Source organism: Pandoraea commovens (assembly GCF_902459615.1).
GTDB lineage: Bacteria > Pseudomonadota > Gammaproteobacteria > Burkholderiales > Burkholderiaceae > Pandoraea > Pandoraea commovens.
The window spans coordinates 329853-354207 of the sequence record NZ_CABPSA010000004.1 but is presented as its reverse complement, the minus strand read 5'-3'; the positions used below and the strand labels follow the sequence as shown (position 1 = coordinate 354207).

The 24355-nt window shown below is 59.3% G+C and carries 16 protein-coding genes; 6 read left to right on the top strand and 10 right to left on the bottom strand.

The window, feature by feature from the left end; genetic code table 11:
* Positions 1-84 precede the first annotated feature (84 nt).
* The 5 genes from PCO31010_RS14415 to PCO31010_RS14395 are packed head-to-tail and all read right to left on the bottom strand — an operon-like array spanning position 85 to position 11795.
* Positions 85-6864 (bottom strand): S8 family serine peptidase, encoded by a 6780-nt coding sequence (locus PCO31010_RS14415; protein ID WP_150664865.1) that lies wholly within the window; start codon positions 6862-6864, stop codon positions 85-87.
* 34 nt (positions 6865-6898) lie between these two features.
* Positions 6899-7480: a hypothetical protein gene (locus tag PCO31010_RS14410; RefSeq protein WP_150664864.1), complete on the bottom strand. Its 582-nt coding sequence runs from the start codon at positions 7478-7480 to the stop codon at positions 6899-6901.
* A gap of 15 nt (positions 7481-7495) precedes the next feature.
* The gene (locus PCO31010_RS14405; RefSeq protein WP_150664863.1) at positions 7496-8143 is read right to left on the bottom strand and encodes a hypothetical protein; all 648 of its coding nucleotides are present in this window, start codon (positions 8141-8143) and stop codon (positions 7496-7498) included.
* 44 nt (positions 8144-8187) lie between these two features.
* Positions 8188-9618, bottom strand: a complete 1431-nt coding sequence (locus tag PCO31010_RS14400; protein ID WP_217426165.1) for an HlyD family type I secretion periplasmic adaptor subunit — start codon at positions 9616-9618, stop codon at positions 8188-8190.
* On the bottom strand, positions 9618-11795 hold the full coding sequence (locus tag PCO31010_RS14395) for a type I secretion system permease/ATPase (protein WP_150664862.1): 2178 nt from the start codon (positions 11793-11795) through the stop codon (positions 9618-9620). Before PCO31010_RS14395 ends, PCO31010_RS14400 begins: the two co-directional genes overlap by 1 nt.
* A gap of 253 nt (positions 11796-12048) precedes the next feature.
* On the opposite strand from PCO31010_RS14395, the gene PCO31010_RS14390 reads away from it, so the two are divergent.
* The 3 genes from PCO31010_RS14390 to PCO31010_RS14380 all read left to right on the top strand — a co-directional run bounded on the left by PCO31010_RS14390 (position 12049) and on the right by PCO31010_RS14380 (position 15472).
* Positions 12049-13545, top strand: coding sequence for a DNA-3-methyladenine glycosylase 2 family protein (locus PCO31010_RS14390; protein ID WP_150664997.1), 1497 nt, complete (start codon positions 12049-12051; stop codon positions 13543-13545).
* On the top strand, positions 13542-14129 hold the full coding sequence (locus PCO31010_RS14385) for a methylated-DNA--[protein]-cysteine S-methyltransferase (protein ID WP_150664861.1): 588 nt from the start codon (positions 13542-13544) through the stop codon (positions 14127-14129). The genes PCO31010_RS14390 and PCO31010_RS14385 overlap by 4 nt, the downstream gene beginning before the upstream one ends.
* 164 nt (positions 14130-14293) lie before the next feature.
* Complete coding sequence (locus PCO31010_RS14380; protein WP_150664860.1) at positions 14294-15472, top strand: DUF2863 family protein; 1179 nt, start codon at positions 14294-14296, stop codon at positions 15470-15472.
* Between the two features lie 62 nt (positions 15473-15534).
* On the opposite strand, the gene trmB is transcribed toward PCO31010_RS14380, so the two are convergent.
* Positions 15535-16221, bottom strand: a complete 687-nt coding sequence (gene trmB / locus PCO31010_RS14375) for a tRNA (guanine(46)-N(7))-methyltransferase TrmB (protein ID WP_150664859.1) — start codon at positions 16219-16221, stop codon at positions 15535-15537.
* A 501-nt stretch (positions 16222-16722) separates the two neighbouring features.
* Between trmB and PCO31010_RS14370 the strand changes: the two genes are divergently transcribed.
* A complete protein-coding gene (locus PCO31010_RS14370) occupies positions 16723-17355 on the top strand; it encodes a BspC domain-containing protein (RefSeq protein ID WP_150664858.1) in 633 nt (210 codons plus the stop codon).
* A gap of 133 nt (positions 17356-17488) precedes the next feature.
* Here PCO31010_RS14370 and PCO31010_RS14365 read toward each other — a convergent pair whose 3' ends face one another.
* The 3 genes from PCO31010_RS14365 to yaaA form a co-directional block, all read right to left on the bottom strand.
* Entirely contained in the window at positions 17489-19291 is a 1803-nt protein-coding gene (locus PCO31010_RS14365; protein ID WP_150664857.1) for a hypothetical protein, read from the bottom strand.
* A gap of 118 nt (positions 19292-19409) precedes the next feature.
* Positions 19410-20558, bottom strand: coding sequence for a M14 family metallopeptidase (locus PCO31010_RS14360; RefSeq protein ID WP_150664856.1), 1149 nt, complete (start codon positions 20556-20558; stop codon positions 19410-19412).
* Between the two features lie 65 nt (positions 20559-20623).
* Positions 20624-21403 (bottom strand): peroxide stress protein YaaA, encoded by a 780-nt coding sequence (gene yaaA / locus PCO31010_RS14355; protein ID WP_150664855.1) that lies wholly within the window; start codon positions 21401-21403, stop codon positions 20624-20626.
* A 58-nt stretch (positions 21404-21461) separates the two neighbouring features.
* On the opposite strand from yaaA, the gene PCO31010_RS14350 reads away from it, so the two are divergent.
* Together PCO31010_RS14350 and PCO31010_RS14345 are read left to right on the top strand one after the other, a co-directional pair.
* Positions 21462-21974, top strand: a complete 513-nt coding sequence (locus PCO31010_RS14350; RefSeq protein WP_150664854.1) for a putative toxin-antitoxin system toxin component, PIN family — start codon at positions 21462-21464, stop codon at positions 21972-21974.
* A gap of 84 nt (positions 21975-22058) precedes the next feature.
* On the top strand, positions 22059-23246 hold the full coding sequence (locus PCO31010_RS14345; RefSeq protein ID WP_150664853.1) for a pyridoxal phosphate-dependent aminotransferase: 1188 nt from the start codon (positions 22059-22061) through the stop codon (positions 23244-23246).
* 95 nt (positions 23247-23341) lie between these two features.
* Here the strand turns inward: PCO31010_RS14345 and PCO31010_RS14340 are convergent, their stop codons facing one another.
* Positions 23342-23989, bottom strand: coding sequence for a glutathione S-transferase family protein (locus tag PCO31010_RS14340; RefSeq protein ID WP_039399200.1), 648 nt, complete (start codon positions 23987-23989; stop codon positions 23342-23344).
* Positions 23990-24355: the final 366 nt, after the last annotated feature.

The window sequence follows — 24355 nt, the reverse complement described above, 5'->3', positions numbered from 1 at the left end:
TCGTTGCGATATGCAGGCAGATCGCGAAGCGCCGCCGTTCAGGCGACGCTCCGAGAGAGACCCGGTCAGCCTACCCAGCGACCGTCATTGCCAGTTAGCCGCCAGCAACGGCGTGAGTGCCGTTCGATAGTCGGCCGGTAGTGAGGTCTGCCCGGCGGCAGGTGGTGAAAACTCAGCCATCGCGTTCACGAGTAGCTCCACCTGACTTGCCGTCATTGCCCGACCATCAGCCAGCCTGACCTGATCCAATCGAAAATCCGAACCCGCGTACCATTCTCGAATCGTTACACGGTCTTGCGCCCCCAAGACACTGATTTCGAGATTGTCACCCTCTCGCTTGAGCCATATCTGGTCTGCATCGATATCACCGCCTAACTGTAGTACGTCGAGCTTGGCATGACCGACATCATGGTTATAGATCGCATCGTCGCCGGAACCTCTGCCGAAGAGGTAGGTGTCCGAGCCGGCGCCCCCGATCAGGTAATCGTTTCCGGCCCCACCGTCCAGCCAGTCGTCGCCATCGCCGCCAAGCATGCGGTTATCACCCGCGTTACCAACCAAACGATTGGCTAGCGCATTACCCGTGGCGTTGATCGAAGCCGTCCCTGTCAAAGTTAGGTTCTCCACATGCTCGCCAAGCGTGAAGGATACTGACGAACGCACTGTATCCATCCCCTCACCGTCGCGCTCCACCACGCGATCCGCCGTATCGTCGACGATGTAGACGTCATCCCCTTTCCCGCCGATCAATAAATCTGCGCCAGCGCCTCCATCCAAAGTATTGGCCGCGTCGTTTCCGATAATGCGATTTACTTTGGCATTGCCGGTCCCGTTGGTCGCTGCGCCACCGATCAACTCCAACGCCTCAACTTCGCGAGGCAGCGTGTAGCTGATGCTCGACTTCACAGTATCGAAGCCTCCACCTGCGTGTTCAATGACGCGGTCACCTGCGTCATCGACGAAGTAGGTGTCGTCACCGGTCCGGCCCTCCATGACATCGGCACCCGCAAAACCATCGAGAACATTCCCTCCCGCGTCGCCAACAAGCGTGTCGTTGCCACTGGTGCCCGATATGCGGACGTTCGTCTTCAACGTGTCGTGTTGCCCGAAAATGAAGTTCCTCTCGGAAAGAAACGCCTGATTGACGCCACGAAGCGTGATGTACTGCGTTCCGGAAGCCATCGGCCCCAGGAAGACACGTAAGAATTGCTGGCCGGCAATGACGACGTTACTAAACGTCAGATCCTTGAACGACGAGACCGCTCGAATTTTCGAAAGATCGATCTTCTCTCCAAAATTGAAGGGTTCGAAGTCGTCGATCAGGTTTTTCATCAGGCCATTCGATGCCGTCGGACTTCGATCTTCAACGACCACAAAGCGATCAGCGCCTTGCCCCCCAGCAACGGCAGCTCCGGTAAGCGAGCCTCCTTGAAACGTCAGACTCGGTGCGAACAAGTCGCCGTCGGCGAATTCCGCTAGCCCCTGATCTCCCTCAAGATAGAGGATGTCGTCACCGGCATCGCCGTTGAGATAGTCCAGCCCCTCATCACCCCACAAGATGTCATTGCCGGGGCCACCGCGCACGACATCGTTGCCTGCGCCGCCGTGAAGGATGTCGTTTCCGCCCACAAGGTCATCGGTTGAGCGCTCGCCAACCAGCACGTCATTTCCGGCACCACCGAAGATGATGTCATCACCATTTCCGCCGAACACGCGATCGTCGCCGCCACCAGCCCAGTAGTTCACCCCGTTATCCGGCAAAACCGCTTCGCTATCCGAGGAGTTACTCCCGAAGGCAAACATCCTGCCATTGACGATATCCGCAACGCGCAGCCCTTCTTCCACCGTCAGGAAATCGAGGGCTGACAATTGACTCGCATCGACGTTCTTCAGAATTAGTGTTTGCCCGTCAGGCAATCCGATATGCGCGTCCGCTTCCAACTGGGTGAACGTGAGACGCGTGAAGATGTCGGCACCCAGCGCCGACAAAACGATGCGATCTTCTCCGACGGAGAAATCGGTGATCGTATCGTTCGAACCCGAAGCATGTTCGACCACGAAGAAATCCGGGCCGGTGCCGCCCGTAAGCGTATCGTTACCGCTTCCGCCGAATAGGATGTCCCATCCTCCGTTGCCGTTGAGCGTATCGTTGCCTTGCCCCCCGACAAGAACGTTGGCGTTGTCATTGCCAATCAAGACGTCGTCAGACTCACCGCCGATGACGTTGGCGAAGTTGGCAGAGTTTTGGATGGTTAGCGCTTTGCCTGCGATGGTGCCATTTCCCGCAAGAAGGTCAATCCGGCTCCCGCTTGATACGGCAGCAACATTGATTGTGTTGATACCGCCATTACCGTCCTCAAGGACGTCACGACCATTTCCTGTGACGTTGGCGAATTCATCGGTGTACACGTACTGATCATTTGCTGTGCCCTGCCTCCCCATGGCATTCATGCTCCAATCGATCAAGACGCCTGTGTCGCCCGAAGCTGCATCGATAACCTGCAGCGTCCAATCACCGTCGGCAGGCTCCCCCCGATGCCGCGCAGACCCGAATACGAAATCGAGCATATTGGAGTCCCCGAAACTGGAATCCCCTCGGGATGTGGCGTCGCCCGGCACGAGCCCAGGACGATCCATCAGAATCGACTCAGTGCCCGACGGTGAAATCAATTTGATAATCAGATCGCCCGGACGAGCGTGCGTGAGACGAACCCGCACTTCTACGTGCTCGGTCGTTGCGCCGACCCCGGACATGCGCAACGTGTTTTTGATCCCGGCCATATCCCCATCTGGAATGGCGCTCATACCGCCAACGGACGTAGGACTCTTGATCGCCCCGTAAAGATTGCCCGCTGTCTGCTGATCAATCCAGTTTTCAGCGAGACGAACAGCTGCCCGAGCGTCGACTTGCCCATAACCATAGTCATGACTGACGTGCATGCCGCCGCCGTTCCACCGTGTGGCACCGTTGGTCTGCCAATCTGTGTTGGGGTCATCAACCTTGCGCGCCGTGAGTGCGAGAATTTCTTGCACGTCGCGATAACCCAAGCGAGGATTCGCTTCCAACATTAATGCGACGATGCCCGACACGATTGGCGTTGCGAAACTGGTACCTTGAACCGTTTTTGCGTCGGATCCGAACGTAGAGCCGTTAGCGTTTTGCTGCAAACTTGATGTCGAAGTGACGTTCGATCCCGGTGCGCTGACAAGGATGCTCGCCCCGCGTGACGAAAAAGGCTGTTCGCTAACCTGCGCCAGACCGAGATCCGTCTTCGCATTGATTGCGCCGACAATAATGCTCGAACGGGAGTTGGAAAGACTGCTGTAATTTGCATTTCCGCCCTTCGCACGATCATTGCCTGCGGCCATCACTATTACCGTGCCAAGGCCTTCGCGCCCGTGGTTGAGGGCGTCCGCGTACTCTGGTGACAATGCACCGATTTCAGCCCGATCGAATTTCAAGGTGAAGCGCTCGCGCGATCCCCAGCTGTGATTCACCACGTCGTACTCTTTCATGCGCGCCAGGGACGACATGTCTTTGGCCGCAAGCCAATGCCCCCCCAAAGTTGCGCCGTATGCCACACCGACGCCACCGGTGCCGTTTCGCGAGGCCACCATAACCCCCGCTACCAGCGTCGCATGTTCCGAGATTTTTCCGTCGTCTCCGGCACCCGCCTGTCGCTCTGGAGAGGCTTGTGCCAACCATTCCGAATCGATGTTGTCCTTCAGATCGCTATGGCGATAGTCAAGGATTTCCTTGCTGGTGCCGAATGAGCCGTTGGTTTCGAATTGTCCGATGCGCACCCCTTTGCCACTGTAATCCTTCCATACCGGCAGAATGTTCGCATCGCCTAAATACCATTGATCGGTAACTTGTTCATCCGATGGCAAATCCGTCGTCTTCAGAAACACCGCCGCCTTGGCGGCTGCCGCCTCACCCGTGCTGATTTGCGTGATTACGGCTGCGGGATTGCCTTTGGCGTCGGCCACCGTGTACTTGAAACTCATAATGCCGCTGAACGTGGCATCAGGCGTGAACACAACGTCACCGACATCCGTCAATGCAACGGTTCCGCCAACGGCCTCCATCACCGACGAAATCTGCAACGAATCGCCTTGAAAATCGATATCGTTGGCAAGCAACTGCTCTTTTGCGATCAGATGAATGCCGTTGCGCTCAAGTCGCTTGCCGTGCTTGTCTTGCGTAAGAACGTCTTTCACCGGCATCGGATTTTCCAATCCAACGCCGCTACTGCTCGGAATGTCTACTAACGTGATATCGGAGAAGTTCGCCTTCTCGACGTTCTTCACGAAATCCGTGCCGTCGCGCCCGGTGACCGTATCGCTGATCCAGACGCCGCCCTCTCCCGGCGTAATGCGATATTCGGAAAGGCGGCCTGACAGCTCAATGATGTCGACGCCATCACCACCGTCTATTGTGTCGTCACCGCTCCCTCCTCGCAGCACATCATTCCCAGCACCTCCGAATAGCGTGTCATCGTCTGCACCGCCGTCCAGATAGTCGTCGCCCTCGCCACCGAGCAAACGGTCGCGACCTCGATGACCCCGGATGACATCGTTGCCACTACCGCCATCGATGACGTCATCACCGTCTTCGCCCGAAAGGGCGTCGTTGCCCGCCCCGCCGACAATGATGTCGTTGCCTGCGCCACCTGAAATGAACACACTGCTTCGCCCACCACCGATGAGCACATCATCTCCTCGCCCGCCATGCACGATCTCGACTTCGCTTTGCGCCAGATCGAGCGTAACGCCCCGGTCACCGACAACATGCACGATGTCGGTGCCACTACCCCCATTGACGAAGACATCGTCGGCGTCGATCAGCAGGACATCGTCGCCGTCGCCGCCTTCGAGACGGTCGGCACCAGCACCTCCGGCCAGCCAGTTGTTGCCCGCATCGCCTTTCAGAACGTCGTTGCCTTTGCCACCAACGCCGTTGCTAACCCCTTTTAGGGCCACGTCGATCGTCTCTCCCGCCTCGTCACCCGCAACGTAGGCACTCCCGGGCCGAGCGCGGACATCTCCACCCGCATCGGTTTGAACGATCGTGCCGCTACCGCTTGGCCTGAAAGTGCTGCCGTTGGGACTGACCAGCAAGTTCGCCGCCACGGCTTCCTTCGTCAGTCCGTGCTGGACGAATGTCCCGCGCGCCAGAATCTCGTTGCCATCGCGAACTTCGCCGCTTTGTTTCTCCGATGTGAGCGCGATACTCGTAATGCCGAGCTCGTCCAAGCCTTTGAGTTCACTTTCCTCACCAGTGTCGAGCTGACCGTTCCCGTTCGTATCAATCCAGCTTTGGCCGTTGTGATCGGCGTCTACCCAGACCTTGACCTGCTGCCAGGCCTCGTCTCGCTGATCGAATACGCCATCGTTGTTGCTATCAAGACTCTTGAGGGCCGCAAATCCATCCGTAAAGCGCTTTTCTCCCGACGCGCCCTCCGTTCCGGCGGCCCCTGCAAAGTATTCCGAGAGGACTTCGGACATATTGTCGATCTTGCCGTTACCGTTTCGATCGAGAACTACGATGCCGTCCTCTGGGGATACCCAGCCGGTTTGCTCAAGGCTTCCGCCATCGTTATCGGCATCAAACCATACGGGTGCGCTCACGTAATCCGTGAGTTTCACACCGTCGCCATTGAGGTCGAGAACCAAAGGGTCGGTGGGAACAGCTTTGCTCGCCCAATCGCCAATGCTGTTGATGATTGCCCCGTTGACGCCATTCAAGACGCTATTGCCTTCTTGCAACGACACGCGGTCAATAACGGGGTCTGCTACGTTTCCGTTACCCGGTCGCCAGCCATCAGCAAGGATGCGTGTCGATGCCGTAGACGCCGTGTTTTCGATGAAGCTTCCAGCAAACTGATCGCGGTTGAGTTTGTCAGCGTCCGAGCGAACGTCCCAGCCGCCGCCGCCGGTGACGAAGCCGTCTTCGACGCGCTGCGCTTGCGCCTCGAAATCACCAGCCCCTTCGTTCGCGGTTTGACGCTCGGGTTTGATTGTGAGGTCGAAATCATTGCGAACCTCGGAGAGAACTGGGCGATTGATGATTTGCCCCTCGTGGATCAGATCGGGGTGCGTGATTTGCGGGTTTGCCTGCAAATACGCCTCGACGGTGACGCCATCACGTGCGGCAAGCTGCCAGAGGTTTTCGCCCTTTTTCACTGTGTAGTTGTGATCTGAGCTAGCCGCGTCGGCATCGCGCGTTAAGCTCCAGCGGTCACCAAGAATCTCGATGCGGCCGTCAGGCGTTTGCCGAGCGACGTCGATAGATGTCGTGTCGTGGGGGCTCGCGATCGGTTTGAAAACTGTGGCCGTCTCGGATATTGGGGTAGTGCCTCCGGGCGTAAGCACTCGCGGTGCATCCTTAAGGCTGAATTCGATTTTCGCGACACCCAAATCGAGAACGGCATTTTTGCCGGAGGATTCGACGAGTTCTTTCCAGACGTAATCAGACGCTGCGATTTCACCAGCCTTGCCGAAAATAACGGCACCGGCTACGCGACCGAGCCACGTACCAGCTGGAATACGCGTCGCCCCCAGAATCGCCCCTAGCCCCACAGCTCCGGCCGCCCCACCGAGCGACGTCCCAACAATCTTAAACAGGGCCTCACCTACAACGTTGGCATCACCCTCTCCAAAACCAATACCGATTTGGAGGGTGTTACCTATGTTCCCAACAAGCCAAATCTTGGCACCAGGAATTTTTGCAGCCAGCTTCGCTTGAGTATCCGCATTCTTCAGCGCATTTGCCATCGCATCCTGCATGGCTTGACTGAACGCACTCAATCCCGAATCAAACACGATCTGAACAACCTTTGTTTCCTGCTTTTCTTGGCTCATCCTCAACCTCGAACATTTAATTAGCAAAAAATTCTCACTGAACCCTCAACCAACAAACTCCTCTAGAAAAGAAAAATAGTTCAGCCACTTTCATAAGTGTCGCCACCCAAACCCCGATAATCATGAGATAGGGATAAAATCCAAAAAAAAGAAGCGTCTCCCTTGACTTCCAAAAATCTGACATCCCACCACCTTTATAACCCCACGAAAACCAAGCCCACGAAAATAAGATTCCCAAAAAACAAACAAACAAATCCCGAACAACCCCAATCCTTCCGCGCCTCTCCAACCCTTCCCTTCCAAATCCCGACTTTAGTTTTAATACGCAATAAATAAATCCAGCGGGAACGAAAACACCAACACTCGAAATCATGCTGGCATGATAAAAAACCACAAAATCAGGATCCTTTGATTCGACTGGAACCTCCAGCATTTTTGGAGCAACTTGCAAAACAAACTCAGTCCATGACCTCACGGCACACGACATCATTACTTCGCCGGGAACAAAAATTGTAAGAATTGACGAAATTGCGACTGGACCACCGAAGAAAAATACCGAAAAGCAATAATCGGATAGCGAGTACGCTCGATCTACCCCATCTTTTTCATCCAACATTCACCCCCAAAAAATTTATAGCCAACCTTGAAATACCTTTCGAATCAACCTCACAAAACCAAATAAAATCATCAACTCCAAAAACACAATCACCGTCCCACTCAAAAAAAGCAAAGATCCAAAATGAAAAATAATGGCACCAAATGCTAAACTAGCTCTGGAGTGCCAAAATACCGCCCCCCTGCCATCGCTATATCCCATTGAGAAAATTCCAACCTCCACAGCAACCATCAACACTCCACAAGCGCATAATTTAAGAGTCTGCCAAACCGAGCGCCCTCCTCGTCCCTCCCGACGTTCTTTAGCCAATTTAATGAGCGCAATAAAAACCATCGGAAGCGAAAGAACAACATCCAAAGCCAACATAGTTGCATGATAAAAAACCACAAATTGAGGATCCTTGGATTCTTCTGGCACATCTAACAACTTCGGAAAAAACTGCAGCACCACGTCTACCCACCGCCTTGCCCAATAATTCTCCAGAATGTCACTAGGAGTCGCAAAGGCGATCATCATCGAAATAACTAACGGAAGACCGAACATGCAAATCAACCCCAGATAATCGATGATAGTTATTTTTTTAAAATCAATTCCCACCAAAATTAGCTTTATCCGCAACAATAAAATTTCAATTAAATTAAAAACATTCAAACCCAACAACAAACCACTTACACGCCAACTTCGTCCTCCTCAAATTTTCATAAAAACTACCTTTCCCCAAAACTCTCATTCTTGTACTGCATCAACGGACTCAAAAAATACTCAATCAACCTTCGCCTCCCCGTCTTAATCTCCGAAGTCACAGACATCCCAGGCGACAGCCTCACCATTCGGCCATCCACCTCAATCACCGACCTCGACAACTTGATCTTCATCGCGTAAATCAAACCGCGCTTCTCATCCGGAATCGCATCATTGGAAATGTTGGTGACCGTTGCGGGAATCGTTCCGTATTTGGTGTACTGAAAAGTCTCCACCTTGATCTCGACGTCTTGACCGACTTTGACGAAGCCAACGTCCTTGTTTTCAAGGAACGCTTCAACCTCGACTGGGTTATCTCTGGGAACAATCGCCATTAGCGCCTGCGCCGGGGTGACGACGCCGCCAATCGTGTGGATGGCAAGCTGCTGAACCGTGCCGTCCACTGGAGCCGTCAGGTGCATCAATTGAACTCTTGTCTCGGACTTAACTCGTTCGCTCCCCAGAGCAGTCACTTTTTGAAGGCCTTCGTTGAGCGCATCGAGATGAAGGCGCCGTGTCTCAGCGGTCAAGGCCGCTCGTTGTCGCTTCACCTCTTGTTTTGCCGCTTCGATCTCCCGCAATCTGCCGCGTTGCGCGGCCAGATCGGCCTCCTGCTCGATTCGAAACTGCTCCTTCTCGAGATAGCTATGTCGAGAGACGAACTTTCTGTCTGCCAACGCCTGCAGATCCCGCGCACGCTGCGCCGCTATCGGGGCCGTCTGCTCCAGTTTCCCGATCAAAGCTCGTGTCGATTGCGCCTCCTGCGTTCGGCGAGCCATTTCGGCATCGATGCGAGACAGTTGTGCCTCGTACTCGGAAAACTGTCCTACCAAGTACGTCTGAGCCTCGAACGTCTGAGTAGCCGAAGCTTCGGGAGGCGCAATCAAGCTCCCGACTCGCCCCTCATCCAACGCCTTCAACATTGCCCGCGCGCGGGCAACCTGTAGTTGCGAGACGATCAGATCGTTGGCAATGCGCTCGTTGTCCGCGTTGGCTTCGGTGGCATCCAGGTCAATGAGAACGTCACCCGCCCGAACCTCGTCGCCGTCACGAACGTGAATCCGGGAGACGATGGCGGCTTCCATCGGCTGGACGATCTTGGTGCGGTCACTCGGGATCAATTTGCCGGGTGCCGTCGCGACGACATCGATTTTTCCTAGCACTGCCCACAACAAGGTCAGCGCCGCTAACGCAAGCAGAAGCCACATCGTGACTCTTGGCAGCGCGGATACCGGTTTTTCCCGTAACGCCAACGCCGCAGGTAGAAAATCGGCTTCATGCGGCAGGAAGCGCGCGGCATCGTTCTCCTTGCGGTGCTTCCAGGCATGCAGAAGGACATCCCGATATCGCTGCAACAGGTCGATAAGTGCGCGGGTTCGTAATCCGTCGATCATCATCAACCCCGCTGCATGCAGTGCAACTTCGTGTAGATGCCTTCCGGATTTCGCAATAGGTCTTCGTGTGCACCAATCTCCACGATCCCTCCTCGCTCCATCACAACGATTCGATTTGCGCCCCGCACCGCAGACAATCGATGTGCCACGATGAGAACGGTGCGCCCCTGGCAAATCGCCCGCATATTGTTTTGAATGACGCGCTCCGACTCGTAGTCGAGCGCACTCGTCGCTTCGTCGAAAATCAGAATCCGGGGATCGGCCATCAGCGCACGCGCAATCGCGATGCGCTGCCGTTGCCCGCCGGAGAGCGTCGCACCGTGCTCCCCGACCAGCGTGTCATATCCTTCAGGTAGCTCGGTGATGAACTCATGGGCCCCCGCAAGCGACGCGATGCGCATCACCTTGGATAACGGAGCGCCTGGCGTTACGAGTGCAATGTTTTCACGCACGGTGCCATTAAATAGAACGCTCTCCTGCAGTACGACACCCACCTGTCGGCGTAAAGAGGACGCATCGATCAGGGCCAGATCGACGCCATCGACCATGACTCGGCCGCTCTCCGGAACATGCAAGCGTTGAATGAGTTTTGTGAGCGTGCTTTTGCCTGAACCGGAGCGCCCGACAACACCGATGACCTCTCCTGGTCGGATATCGAGATCAATGGCCTTGATCACCTCAGGAGAGTCGGATCGATAGCGAAAGGTCGTGCGTTCGAAGCGAACAGCCCCACGTATCGCGGGCAGCACGCTCTTGGCACCTGACACCTCAGTTTTGGCATTAAGGATGTCGCCCAATCGCTGCACGGAGATTCCGGTTTGCTGAAAATCCGTCCACATTTGGGCTAAGCGCATTACCGGCGTGGTCACGTGCCCCGCCAGCATGTTGAAAGCGATCAATTGCCCGACTGTCATGTCGGCTTCAATCACCTGCTTCGCACCCACATACATCGTGGCAACCGTTACGACCTTGCTCACGAATGACACGCCACTATTCGCGACGGTACCCACCATCGCGGTTCGGAAACTCGACCTAATGTAAGCGGCAAGCTGCTTGTCCCATTTCCGCACCCATTGCGGTTCTACCGCCAGTGCTTTAACCGTCTGGATCCCACTGATCGTCTCGACCAGAAACGCTTGATTTTCCGCCCCTCGATTGAACTTCTCGTTCAACCGGGAACGCAGTGGCGGGGTGAAAACAAGTGTCAACGCGACATAGCAAGGCAGCGATCCGACGACGATCCATGTCAATGTCACGCTGTAATGGAACATGACTGCGAGAAAGGCCACCGAAAACACTAGATCAAGGACCAACGTGACGGCATTCCCAGTAAGGAATGCCCGGATGTTCTCCAGTTCACGCACACGAGCGACGGAATCACCGACGCGTCTCGCCTGGAAGTAGCCGAGAGGAAGGTTCAGGAGATGCCTGAACAACCGGGCGCCGAGTTCAACGTCAATCCGACTGCTGGTATGGGAAAACACATAGGTGCGAAGCGCGGTCAGTACGACCTCGAAAATCACGACTGTCAGCAGACCTATCGCTATTACGTCAAGCGTACTCAAGCCCCGATGGACGAGTACCTTGTCCATGACGACCTGGAAAAACATTGGCGTCGCCAAGGCAAACAACTGCAAGACGAAGGAAACGAGCATTACCTCGGCAAGCAGCCGCCTGTATTTCACGATGGCGGGGATAAACCACGAAAAGTCGAATTTCGCCATGTCCCCAGCCAACGAGGCGCGCGACGCAAAAACGATTAATTCGCCGGTGGTTTGCTCCGAAAATTCAGCGAGCGTCAACGTTTTAGGACGGTTTTGGCTCGGATCTTGAATCAATACCTTGACGCCGTCACACCGCGCCAAAACGAGAGATGTCCCATCATTCGCAAAAGCTATTGCGGGCAACGAGGTATGCGCGAAGCGGTCTGAAGTCGGTTTGACTGCCTTTGCTTTTAGCCCGAGTTGTGTTGCGGCAAGAAGAATTGCGTCTTTCGTTAGTGGGCGCCCATCCACGGAGTATTGATGGCTTATCTGTGCAGCATCGACAGACAGATCGTGAAATCGAGCAACCAAGACGAGTGAAGCTAAGCCCGAGTCAAAGACGGCATTGGCCTCGGATTCAGACCTGTCGATCTCGCTTTCTGGTGGTAATTCGGACGTTGGACATGGTGTCGGCATGACAGTTGATCGACATCCCGCACCCGGACGCTGCCTCTTATGGTCCGGGGTTCGGAACTTTTCGAAACGCTGTTTGAAAGAGGCGCCGAAGTTACCGAAAACAAAAATGAACCACTTTCGTTTTTGGACCAAAGACTATTGATTGAGGAAATCGACCTAACTCGGCGCCGGAGACCTTGATGTCCGAAAATGACTAGCCGGACGTCCGGCTCGCGCGTAGAGTGACATCATGTTTCCCCCTCCCCCGCACACCATGAAGCTCGATCCGGATGTCTGCTACAAAGCAGTCTCAGCACGCGACCGACGCTTCGACGGCTGGTTCTTCGTCGGCGTCTCCTCGACCGGCATTTACTGCCGTCCCGTCTGTAACGTTCGCACGCCTCGCTTCGAGAACTGCTCGTTCTACGGTAGCGCCGCCGCCGCAGAAAAGGCCGGATACCGCCCCTGCCTCAAGTGTCGCCCCGAACTCGCGCCCGGCGGCGCACGCTTCGACGCCTCCCGCGAACTCGCCGACGCAGCCGCCGCCATGATCGACGAAGGCTTCCTCAATCACGCTCCTCTCCCCGATCTCGCCGCCCGTATCGGTATCACGGAGCGCCACCTGCGTCGCATCTTTGCCGACGAATTCGGTGTCTCCCCCGTCGAATACGCGCAGACGCAGCGACTGCTGCTCGCCAAACGCCTGCTCACCGATACCGCCCTGCCCGTGACGGAGGTGGCGCTCGCCGCTGGCTTCGGTAGCGTCAGACGCTTCAACGGACTCTTCAAGTCACGCTATGGTTTCGCCCCCGGACGCCTGCGCCTAAGCGCGCACAACGCCCGCATGGCCGCCATTCCCGACGGTGATCTGGTCTTTCAACTCGCCTATCGTCCCCCTTTCGCGTGGCACGCCCTCCTCGACTTTCTCGGTGACCGCGCAATCGACGGCGTCGAGTCCCGTGAAGGCGACGTCTATACCCGCACCCTGAGCCTTCAGCGGCAGGACGGGCAGACCGTCGCAGGCTGGTGCCGCATCTCGCCGCTCACGAATCGCCACGCTTTACAGGTGACACTTCCCCCCGCGCTCGCAGGCAGCGTGCCGCAAGTGCTCGGCAAACTCCGTCACCTGTTCGACCTCGGTGCGCGCCCCGATGTCATCGATGCCCACCTCGGACCCCTCGCCCTCGCCACGCCCGGCCTTCGCGTGCCCGGGGCGGTGGACGGCTTCGAGATCGCCGTGCGCGCCATCGTCGGCCAGCAAATCACCGTCAAGGGCGCACGTCGCCTGCTCGGACGACTCGCCGAGCTATTCGGCACGCCGCTGCCGACACCCGTCCACGGTTTGACGCACACCTTTCCGAGCGCGACACAAATGCTCGCCGTGCCCGTCGACGCCCTCGGCGAAGCCGGTATCATTCGGAGTCGTATCGCCGCAATTCACGGTGTCGCTCAAACGATTGTGGACGGCAAGCTGCGGCTCGATCCGCTCGCGCAGCTGGACGCGACGATGGCCTCGCTCCTCGCCATCAAAGGCGTCGGCCCGTGGACGGCGCAATACATCGCGATGCGCGCCCTCGGCTCGCCCGATGCCATGCCGGTAGACGATCTGGTGCTGCGTCAGGCGCTCGGTGTGGCCAACGGCCGTGCCGTCGCGACTCGCGCCGCCCAGTGGGCACCGTGGCGGGCGTACGCCGCATTGCACGTCTGGCGTGCTGCGGCACAAGGACCGGCTGGCCAGCCGGTCATGAATTTGCAGGAGGTGGTTGCATGACCCGCACGACAACACGCACAACAACACACTACGAAGCCTTTTACGACAGCCCGCTGGGCGAGATGCTGCTCGTCGCCAATGGCGACGCGCTGACCGGCGTCTATTTCAACCAGCAGAAGTACTTCCCCGGAGACGGCGCGACGCGTCGCGACGGCACAGGTATCAAGGTGCTCGACGCAGCAAAGGAACAGCTCAACGAGTATTTCCACGACGGACGCCGTCTGTTCGAACTGGATCTCGCACCGGACGGCACGCCGTTCCAGAAAAGCGTCTGGGACGAACTGCGCCGCATCCCTTTCGGCGAGACGCGCAGCTACGGCGATCTCGCGCATTCGCTTGGCGACGCGAATAAGTCGCGCGCCGTGGGCGCCGCCAACGGGCGCAATCCGATAACGCTGATCGTGCCCTGCCACCGGGTGATCGGCGCAGACGGCACGCTGACGGGCTACGCAAGCGGCGTAGAGCGCAAGCTCGCCCTGCTCTCCCTCGAAGGTGCAGCACTCGCCCCTGTCATCGGCGCCAGCGCCGCCACGACGCGTCACACGCGCCTGTCCGCCCCGGCGAATCTGGCATTCGACTTCTGATTCGGCGTCAAACGCCGTCGGCACACTGCCCGTCTGGCACCGGATCATCGATGGCGATTCCGCCTATCGCCATCGGAGTCGACGCGTTTGGTGACAGCGTCCCATCTATCGCGTTCACGCATGCCGTACAATCGTGAGTTCATGTGTTTCTGCTTTGCACGACTATGCGCTCACGCACCGCCAAACGACTGACCCCCGACGCCGAGAAGCTGGTCGGCCACGCGCTCGCGCTGGCCGCCTCGGGTAGCCGCATCGAAGACCGTTTCTGGGAAGCCCAGCTCGACACGCTGCTCACGCGCGTGCTGCGCACCGGCAACCAGCCGGCCATCGACGCCGCGCTCGACCATCTCCAGGCCAACCATAGCGAAGCCTATGGCGCGCTCGCCGATCTGATCGAGTCGCAAAGCGAATCCGCCGAACCCGAGGCCGACGGCCAGACGTGGGACGGCCTGCTCGTCGCCATCCCGATCCTCGCCTGGACGCGCTACGCCATTCCGTCCGGCGCAGTGAAGCCGGACGCCCTCATGCCGGTTCGCGCCCATCTGCACGCGCATGTCCTCGCCGAATCGGCACGCGTGGCGATTTCGCCGTACCTCTACAGCATCGACCAGCTCCCGCGTACGCACTGCGAGTCGTGGAAGGTGACGCAGCAACTCGTGCAGGCCGCCGTCAGCAACGCCGAAGTCAAGCAGCCCGGCAACGACCTGCCGGAGACGGCCCCCATCCTCGCCGATCCGCGTTTCCTGCTCGCCGCCGTCGCCGTACCCAAGGGCGCCGCCATGTTCCGCTGGCAGGAAGACGGGCCACGTCACGCAGAGCGCGGCCAATGCCAGGAAGCGTGGTCAGCGCAAGGCGGGCCGAATCTGAATGCACTGCTGCCCGGCTGCGAGATCGAGTGCCTCCTGCCCGACGCGTACTACGCCAGTTGCCGCGAAGCCGACGAACGCATTCGTCCGCATACGATTCGTACGGCGCTGCGCTATCTGGAAGATGTCCTCACGCTCACGCCGCCGGAATTGCGTGCGGTGGTCGCAGGCTTCGGCGAACAGAATATCGACGAGTACCGCATCGGTTTCACGCAACGCGGTAGCAACGACGTGATCTACGGTGTGGTGTGGCCGCTCTACGGTCGCGAGAACGGTGAAGTCGAAGGCGGTGCGCTCGACGAAGTCACGGACCTGCTGAAGGCCTGCGGCGTGACCGAGATTCGCAAGCATCCGGGCCGCTTCGATCCGGAATATTGCGACGACTGCGGCGTGCCGCTCTATCCGGACCCCGTGGGCGAAGTCGTCCATGCGGAAATGCCGGAAGACGCCGAACCGAGCCGTCCGCACTTCCATTGATCGTGCGTCAAAATAAATCGGCCGTGCGTGATGAGCGCACGGCCGATTTGCTTTTGCGACGATCAGCGAGGTGCCAGCGTCACCACGCAACGATGCAACGTATGTCCTGACGCCAGATACTTGCGCTCGAACGGCGTCATGGTCGCGGCGCTGTCCTTCGGCACCCACGCCTCTACCTGAGCAGACACGCCGCTCAGCCATTCGACTGCAAGCGCGAATTCCTCGATGTAGATATCCCAGTTGCTGCGGCATTCGAGCACGCCACCGAGCGCGACGACCGCAGGAAACACGGCGTGCGCGTGCCAGCGACGTGAGAGCTGACCGATCTTCGGCCACGGATTCGGATAGAGGATGTAGTGACGCGCAGGGCGAATGCCCGCGTCGTGCAGTTGCCGCCAGAAGTCCACGAGATCGGCGCGCACCCACACAAAATTCTCGGGCCACTCACCGTCCCACCAGTCCTTACCGCGCACAATACGGCTCTCCGACTGATCGATGCCGATAACAAAGTGATCGGGGAATTGTGAGGCGAGCCGCAGCGTGCTCTCACCCACACCACATCCGGCGTCGATGATCAGCGGTGCTGCGCCCGCGCTGCGCCATGCAGCGATCGCCGCGTCGAAGGCTGCGGCGCTGTAGGCCGCGAGTGGCTTGCGAAAGACGGCGTCGCGATGACGGCTCACCAGTTCCGCCAATTTGTCGTGTGGACCGGTCTGCGCACTGCCGACCGTGCGTGAATTTGCAAACATGCCGAATAGAAAAATCGCGAATGCACCGAGGGCGATGCGCGAATGCATAGCGCATGAACGGCACGATCCGCGTGAAAAGCCCTGAAAAGTGCCGCTGTTCGAGCGATTGCGTCAACGTCTGCGATGACACAATGCGCCCCCTATTGCCGCATAACCGCGGTAGAAGCTGCGAGAAACCTGCAAAAAGAGAAGCGTTTTCCGCGCCGATGTTCGCGTCGAAAAACGTCGCTACGCAGCGTGGATGGCCCGCATTGTAGCGCGCTGTAACTTTCACGCGCGACGCAATCAGGTCTACGGGCTTACCCGGCGGGCGTGAGCGGCTTCTTTTTCGGTTAAGATGGATGCCGCTTCGCCGCTGTCTTTCAAAATGCGGTCAAGCTTCTTCGCGAGCGGCGCATGCCAGCGACTCATAAGATGAGTCATCGCATGCCCGCATTGCTCTGCAATGCTCAGGGCCGGTTCACACACACGGCCCTCACGCCCCCGAGAATACGTCAAGCAATGTCGAATCGATTTTTCCAACGCGCCGCAGGCGTCGTGATGCGAGCCGTGCGCCAGGTCGCAGGCATCGCATCCATCGCTGCGCCGCTTTGCCTGTCGGCCTTCACGGCCCCGGCACAGGCCTTCACCCTCGAACAGCATCGCGCGCTGGTCGAGCAATTCATCAACACGCGTCACGCCGATCCGATGGTGGCCGACTGCGCTGCGCACGCGAGTTTCGTCGTCGCCACGCTCCCCGGCTACGAGAGTGTCGAGTACGGCGAGACAGCACTCGATCCCGAACACGCGAAAATCGAACCCTGGAACGGCCCGTTCGACGATCGCAAGCAACGGGTCGACGTCACGCAAATGGTCGAACTCGATGGCGTCGGCAAGCGCACTAGCGGCCAGACCGACAATATCCACATTCGCTGCGGATACGCCGACGGCCGCATGATGGGCTTCGACTACACGTCGCCGCTCTCTCAGGTCGAACAGCCGACTAAGCGCGCCGCACGTGGCAACACGCGCGGCAAGGCCGCTCACGCGAGCGCGAAGTCGGGCAAGAAGGGCACAACGGCCAAGTCGTCCGCAAAAGCCTCGTCGTCCAAGTCGGGCAGCACGAAGAAGAGCACGACGAAAAAGAAGAACTGATCGCTGCACGTGGATTGATCGGCGCGAAGCGGTCTTAGCGAATGTCGGAACGCGTAGCGCGAGAGATCGCGCTACGCTTCGTCACGCCTGTTCACGTGCATTCGACAGGGCCATCACTGACGCGTCGCGTGCACTATGCGCCGACGTTGTTCGACTCGAATCTCGCCATCATGACGCGTCCCGGATGTTTCAACTTTCCGCCGAACGTGACGTAGTGCCTCAGAATGTGCGGCGCAACGCCTCGTTTGCTCGCCAGGGCATCCAGCCCGCCCTCGGACGCGATGCCCTGCTTGCCTAGCGCCTGGATCTCCCTGAGCAGCGTCGGCGTGACTTTGTTCGTGTGGGACGGATCTATGCCGTAGAGTCTGGCCCGCCCAAGGGGAGTCAACTGGCCACGGCAGTCGATGTAGCCTCTTAACGTGTCAAACGCTACGTGGTTCTCCTTCGCCACGACGGCAAGTCCGCCCGCCGCCTTGATGCCTCGCGGCCCCAACGCCTCGATATCGCGCAACAGCTCATTGGATATCTTGGAAAGGCGCGGGCGCCACCCCACCTTCATCATGCGAATTCCGAGGTGTCCCAACACGCCTTTGCCGTTGACGTGACTTCTCAGGCTGCTCAGGAAGACGTTATGTCGGTCCGCCAGAACACGCAGTCCTCCTGCAGCGCGAATACCGTTCGCGCCAAGCCGCAGAATGATATGCAGCAATTCCGGCGTCACCGGCACCTTTTTGGCACGGCGAGTGGGATCACCGTCGTCAAGCAGTCTTGCGCGCCCCAAAGCTGTTGGCTTGCCGTGCCGGTCGACGTAACCCTTCAGGGTGCGGTACGGAATACCCTCGTCCCGGGCAATGGCGCGAAGGCCGCCCCTCGACTTGATACGATGAGTCCCCATCTTTTCGAGGGCCCGCAACAAGCCGATGGTCACCTTTTCAGTGCGGAACTGGCCGGGTTCAGCCGCCCGGTCGCTCCCCTCCGGGGACAGCTTGCCGCACTTGGAGATGTAGGCTCTCAACGTGCTTTGCGCAATGCCATGTTCGTCCGCTATCCGATCGATTCCGCCCTTGGCCGCTATGCCACTCGCGCCCAGGGCCTCAATGCGGCGCAAGAGCTCGCCTGTCACTTTGGTGCGCCCCCTTCCACGCGAGGCATTTTGCGATGTGTCCCGCGGCACTTCATTCGTCGTCACCCGATCGGACTGCGTCTGCACCAACACCAATGCTGCTGAGAAGGCGGCGGGCCCGGCGTCCGTGCCGGACATCGGCGGTTGCCCCGAAGGTATTATCGTGGCGAGGCCTACGGGGCGACCGCCTGCATAGACCATTCGCTGTTCACGCAAGCGCGCCACGATCCCATGAATGTCAGTGGGCGTCAGATTCCGTTCTGCACACGGGACGTGGGGCGACGTCTTTTGCCACGAAGCGCCGTCGGGACCCAACGCTCTGGCCTCGTGAGCCGCACGGACATTGGTCATGATTTGTGTGAACTCCGCAGGCGTAGCGACCGGCCGCGGCCTCTCATGCGTCGCATAGACTTCGGCCATGATTTGCGTGCACTCCACCGGCGTGGCGACCGGAGGCGGCCTCTCATGTGCCGCACAGACTTCGGCCATGATTCGCGTGAACTCCACCGGCGTGGCGACCGGCGGCGGCCTCTCATGCGCCGCACAGACTTCGGCCATGATTTGCGTGAACTCCACCGGCGTGGCGACCGGAGGCGGCCTCAACGGAAGTTCGTGCGACGGATCGGGAGCGTAAGAGCGCCCGTGATGGGCTTCCCACGCGCCCCCTTCGAGACTCTCGATGTGCGATTCGGCCTGACGCAAACCTTGCCAGGCCGATGAGAACGTGGAGAACAAGGTCGCGGGCGCTTCAGGCACCCATTGAGCGGAGGGGGCGAGGGAATGCCCGTTGCCCGCGTCGAATCCGATACGCATGCTGTCCCCTGACAAAACGAAATGGGGACGCGCTGCGTCCCCGTCACTGTCAGATTCTGTAACGCCAAGGACACGCCCTTGGCGTTACATCATGCGTTTTGGGCGTTTCGACTGCTTTTCACGCCTGGTCGGCTTGCATCTGCGCCCAGATCGCGGCGAGCATCGACGCCCCGAGAGCCGCACTTCGTGCACCGCTCCAACCGACTTGCGAATCAGGCCGGTTGGCGTTGTCCTTGAATGGCATCTCCAGTGTGAGCGATAGGCAACCGAAGCGATGCGCCACCCACTTCGACGCCAGCTTGAGCGACTCCATGCCGTGCTTGCCCGGGGGGTAGCCGAACTTGTCCTGGAAGTCGAGGCTCGCCGCCTTGAAGCGCTCGCTGAACGCCTTCTCGCGCGCCAGCACCGCCTCCGTGCCCCACTCGACACCGTCGTTACCCGCCAGGAAGACGTAGGGCAGCGCTTCGTCGCCGTGGATGTCGAAGAACATATCGCAACCGGTCGCCTCGATGGCGGCGCGCACATGATGCACTTCGGGACTGCGCACGAGGTCCGGCTCAAGCCATTCGCGGTTGAGGTTCGCGCCCGTCGCATTGGTGCGCAGATTACCGCGCGCCGAGCCGTCGGGATTCATGTTCGGCACGACGTGGAACACCGCTTCGTCGAGCAACGCCGTCGCGAGCGGATCGCCGGCCCAGTCGCCCGCACCGAGCAAACGACGCAGCATGCCTTCCACAAACCACTCCGCCATCGTCTCGCCGGGATGCTGACGCGCAATCACCCAGATATTGCGCTTGCCCGCGCGCGGCTCGCCCACCGTGAGCAACGTCATGTCGCGCCCGTCGATGGTCTGCCCCAGTGAGCGCGAACTCACGCGCGACGAATTCTGCGCCGTGCCGAGCAACGCCAGATGACGCTCCTCCGCATACGGCTCGAAATATGCGAGATAGACGCTATCGTGTTCCGGCGTGAAGGCCACCGTCATCACTTGCCCGTCGTAAGACGTCGGCACGCGGAACCACGTCACGCGGTCGTACGACGCCACCGCGCGATAGTTCTCCCAGCCGCGCGGATAGGACGTCTGCCCAGCGTTATCGAAGACGATGCGGCAAGGCACGCCGCCCACCCCTTGCACGCGGAAATGGAACCACTGTGCGAATTCGGCCGCGCCGTCTTGCGCGATGCGCACATGGATATCGTCGGCGCGCTCGGCGCTCACCACATGGATGGCGCCGCTGTCGAATCGGCTGCTGATTTGGACGGTCATGACGGATCTCGCTGGCGAAAATGAAAAGCCCCGGGATCTTGCCCGGGGCGCGGGTCAGGCTGGCGTCAGGCCACGCGGCGGCGGAACACCCAGAGCGAATCGTTCGACACGCTGTCGTCGAACGCGTAGCCCTCGGTGTCGAACGCCTTGAGTTGCTGCACATCGGTCACACCGCGCTCGATAGCGTAACGCGCCATCAGCCCGCGCGCGCGCTTGGCGTAAAAGCTGATGATCTTGTACTTGCCACTCTTCCAGTCTTCGAACACCGGCGTGATGACCGGTGCATTGACCAGACGGCGTTTGACGACCTTGAAGTACTCCTCGGACGCCAGATTCACGAGCACGCGGCGCGTCTCGCTATGCTCGGCGAGCGACGCGTTGATCGTCTGCGTGACACGCTCGCCCCAGAAGGCATACAGATCGCGACCACGCTTGTTTGCGAAGCGCGTGCCCATCTCGAGACGGTACGGCTGAAGCAGATCGAGCGGACGCAACACGCCGTACAGGCCCGACAGGATACGCAGATGCTTCTGTGCGAAGTCGAGCTGCGTGGCGTCGAGCGTGCGAGCGGAGAGCCCTTCGTAGACGTCGCCGTTAAAGGCGAGCACGGCTTGCTTGGCGTTGGAGGTATCGAAGCGCGGCGACCATTCGGCGTAGCGCGTCGCGTTGAGCGCGGCAAGCGGGTCGGAAATGCTCATCAGCGAGCCGACCTGTGCCGGGCTCAGTTCGCGCAGGCCTTCGATCAATTCGGCCGCGTCATCGACGAACTGAGGCACAGTGTGCGTGCTCACGTGCGGCGGCGTTTCGTAGTCGAGCGATTTGGCCGGCGAGAGAACAATTATCATATCGGGTGAGGCGTTCCTGCCTGCGCAGGAAATTAACGTAAAACCGTCATTCTATCCAATGCTTCAAAACGCTGTTGCCACGCCCGCCGAGCGGGCCTTCGCCGAGCATCTCGACACCCTCGCCACGCCGCCGCGCGTGGTGCTCGACACCAATGTCTGGATCGATCTGCTCGTGTTCGACGACCCGATTGCCCGCCCCGTGCGCGACGCGCTTGTCGAGCACCGTCTCATGGCCCTCATGGCCCAGCGGTGTCGCGACGAACTGGCTGTCGTGCTGACCTACCCTCAATTTGCCTCGCGTGAGATCGACAACGACGCCGCCCTCGCCTGGGTCGATGCGCACACGCACCGGATCGTCGTCCCGGAAGACGCCGCACCGCCCGCACAACTGCCGCTCTGCCGCGACCGGGACGATCAGAAGTTCCTCGAAGCGGCACGCGACGGACACGCGCACTGGCTCGTCAGCAAGGACAAAGCCGTACTGAAGCTACGTAGCCGGGTGGCGCGTCAGTTCGGCTTTCGCATCGTGACGGCGAGCGCTTTTACGTCATTGCTCGTGGTTGGTGGTTAAGTTGGCCGTTAAGCGCCCCCGCCCGCAGGCCGGGCGCGACGGCGGTAGAATGGCGGCCTGATCACTGCTTCGTCCATCTTTCACATGAACGCGCCTCACACTGGATCCACCACGCCTGCGCTGGTTGCCCCGCCGCTCACGTCGCGTCTGCCGAACGTCGGCACCACCATTTTCACCGTCATGTCGGCGCTCGCTGCCGAGAAGCAGGCGGTGAATCTGGGTCAGGGCTTCCCCGATTTCTCGTGCGATCCGAAGATCGTGGACGCCGTGGCGCGTGCCATGCGCGAAGACCATAACCAATACCCGCCGATGGCTGGCGTGCCCGCGCTGCGTCAGGCCATCGCCGACAAGATCGGCAAGCTTTACGGACAGCCGTACGACTGGAACACCGAAATCACGGTGACGGCCGGGGCGACGCAGGCGTTGCTCACTGCGATTCTCGCCACCGTGCACCCGGGCGACGAAGTGATCGTGTTCGAGCCGACGTACGACAGCTATGTGCCGTCGATCGAGCTGGCGGGCGGCAAGCCGGTGTTCATCACACTCGAAGCCCCCGAGTTCCGTATTCCGTTCGACAAGCTGGCCGCGGCCATTACGCCGCGTACGCGTCTGATCCTGTTCAACACGCCGCACAACCCGAGCGGTACGGTGTGGCATGAGCAGGACCTCGTGAAGTTGTCCGAGATCGTGGCAGGCACCGACATTCTGCTGATCTCGGACGAGGTCTACGAACACATGGTGTACGACGGCAAGCGTCACGAGAGCGTGGCACGCCACCCCGAGCTTGCACGTCGCAGTTTCATCGTGTCGAGCTTCGGCAAGACGTATCACGTCACAGGCTGGAAGGTCGGTTTCGTGGCCGCACCGGCCGCCTTGTCCGCAGAATTCCGCAAGGTGCATCAGTTCAACGTGTTCACCGTGAACACGCCGATGCAGGTCGGTCTGGCCGACTACATGCGCGATCCGTCGCCGTATCTCGAACTGGCGGGCTTTTATCAGAAGAAGCGCGATCTGTTCCGCGAAGGTCTGGCCGGTACGCGCTTCAAGCTGCTGCCGTGCGAAGGCACCTACTTCCAGTGCGTGGACTACAGCGCGATCAGCGATATGAGCGAAGCCGACTTCGCGCTGTGGCTGACGGGCGAAATCGGTGTTGCCGCGATTCCGGTCTCGGCGTTCTATCACGAGCCGCACGAGTCGGGCGTGGTGCGTTTCTGCTTCGCGAAGCAGGACGACACGCTGCGTGAAGCACTCACGCGTCTGGCGAAGATCTAAGCACGACGCCGGGCGCCAGGTCGCCCAAACCATCCCAAACGATAACGGCCGCCATCCCTCGGATGGCGGCCGTTTCGTTTTACGGTCCAAACAACTTACCCGGCTTTCTTCGCCTGCTGATAAGCCTTCTGTTCGGCGCGCACACGCTGGAACGATTCACGTTCAGCGAGTCGCTTCGTGTATGCCTTCCAGTCGATATCGGCGGCTTGCAGGAAGTCTTCGCCATAGACGGCTTGCGTGGCCATCCCGAGAATCGGCAGATGGATGCCCGCCGCGATGTCGGCCATCGTGAACGTGTCGCCCGCGACGTACGGTGCGAATTTCGCAAGTCGCTTGAAGGCGACGATGTTCCGGCGCAGCAGCTTCTCCGTGCGGCTGCGCGTGCCTTCCGACGCCGTGCCGCCAAAGAACGCCTGTCCGTACACTTCACGCACCACCAGCTCCAGATGCAGTTCCAGCATCGTGAGCAACTCACGTTCCTTGGCCTGTCGCCACGGATCGCTGGAGAAAAGCGCCGGCGTCGGATGCGTCACCTCAAGGTAATCGCAGATCACCTGCGACTCCGACAGGAAACCTTGTTCCGTTTGCAGATACGGCACCTTGCCGAGTGGCGAGCATTGCAGCAGCGGCTCGTCCTGACACGGAATAGATTCGGACTCTTCGAAGGGCACGCCCTTCTCGTACAGCACAACCTTAACCTTGTTGTAATAGTTGCTTACTGGAAAGCCGTACAGCTTCAACATGATGTCTCCCATGTGAGTGAGCCGGTGGACGCGTCCACCGGGTACCGGAAGTGTACCGGCACGCCCCCGCCATGCGCGAATTGAATTCAACCGCAGGCGTCCCGAATTCCGGCGCTCGGCCAGTGCGCACGCCCCTCCCGCCCGTCAGACAGGCATCCACGTCAACGACCGCCCAGCGGAACAAGCGCTGGCAACGGCGGCGAGATCAGCGACAATAGCCGCAACGCGTTTTGGGCATCGGTTTGCATTGCCTGGCGATTCGGCCGGAAATTCATTTCCCGACCGACCGGTCGGACGATAGAATGGCAAGTCATGCGCACTCAGTGCTTGGTTAGCCGCCTCGCGCAGCCCCTGAGCGCCCACACA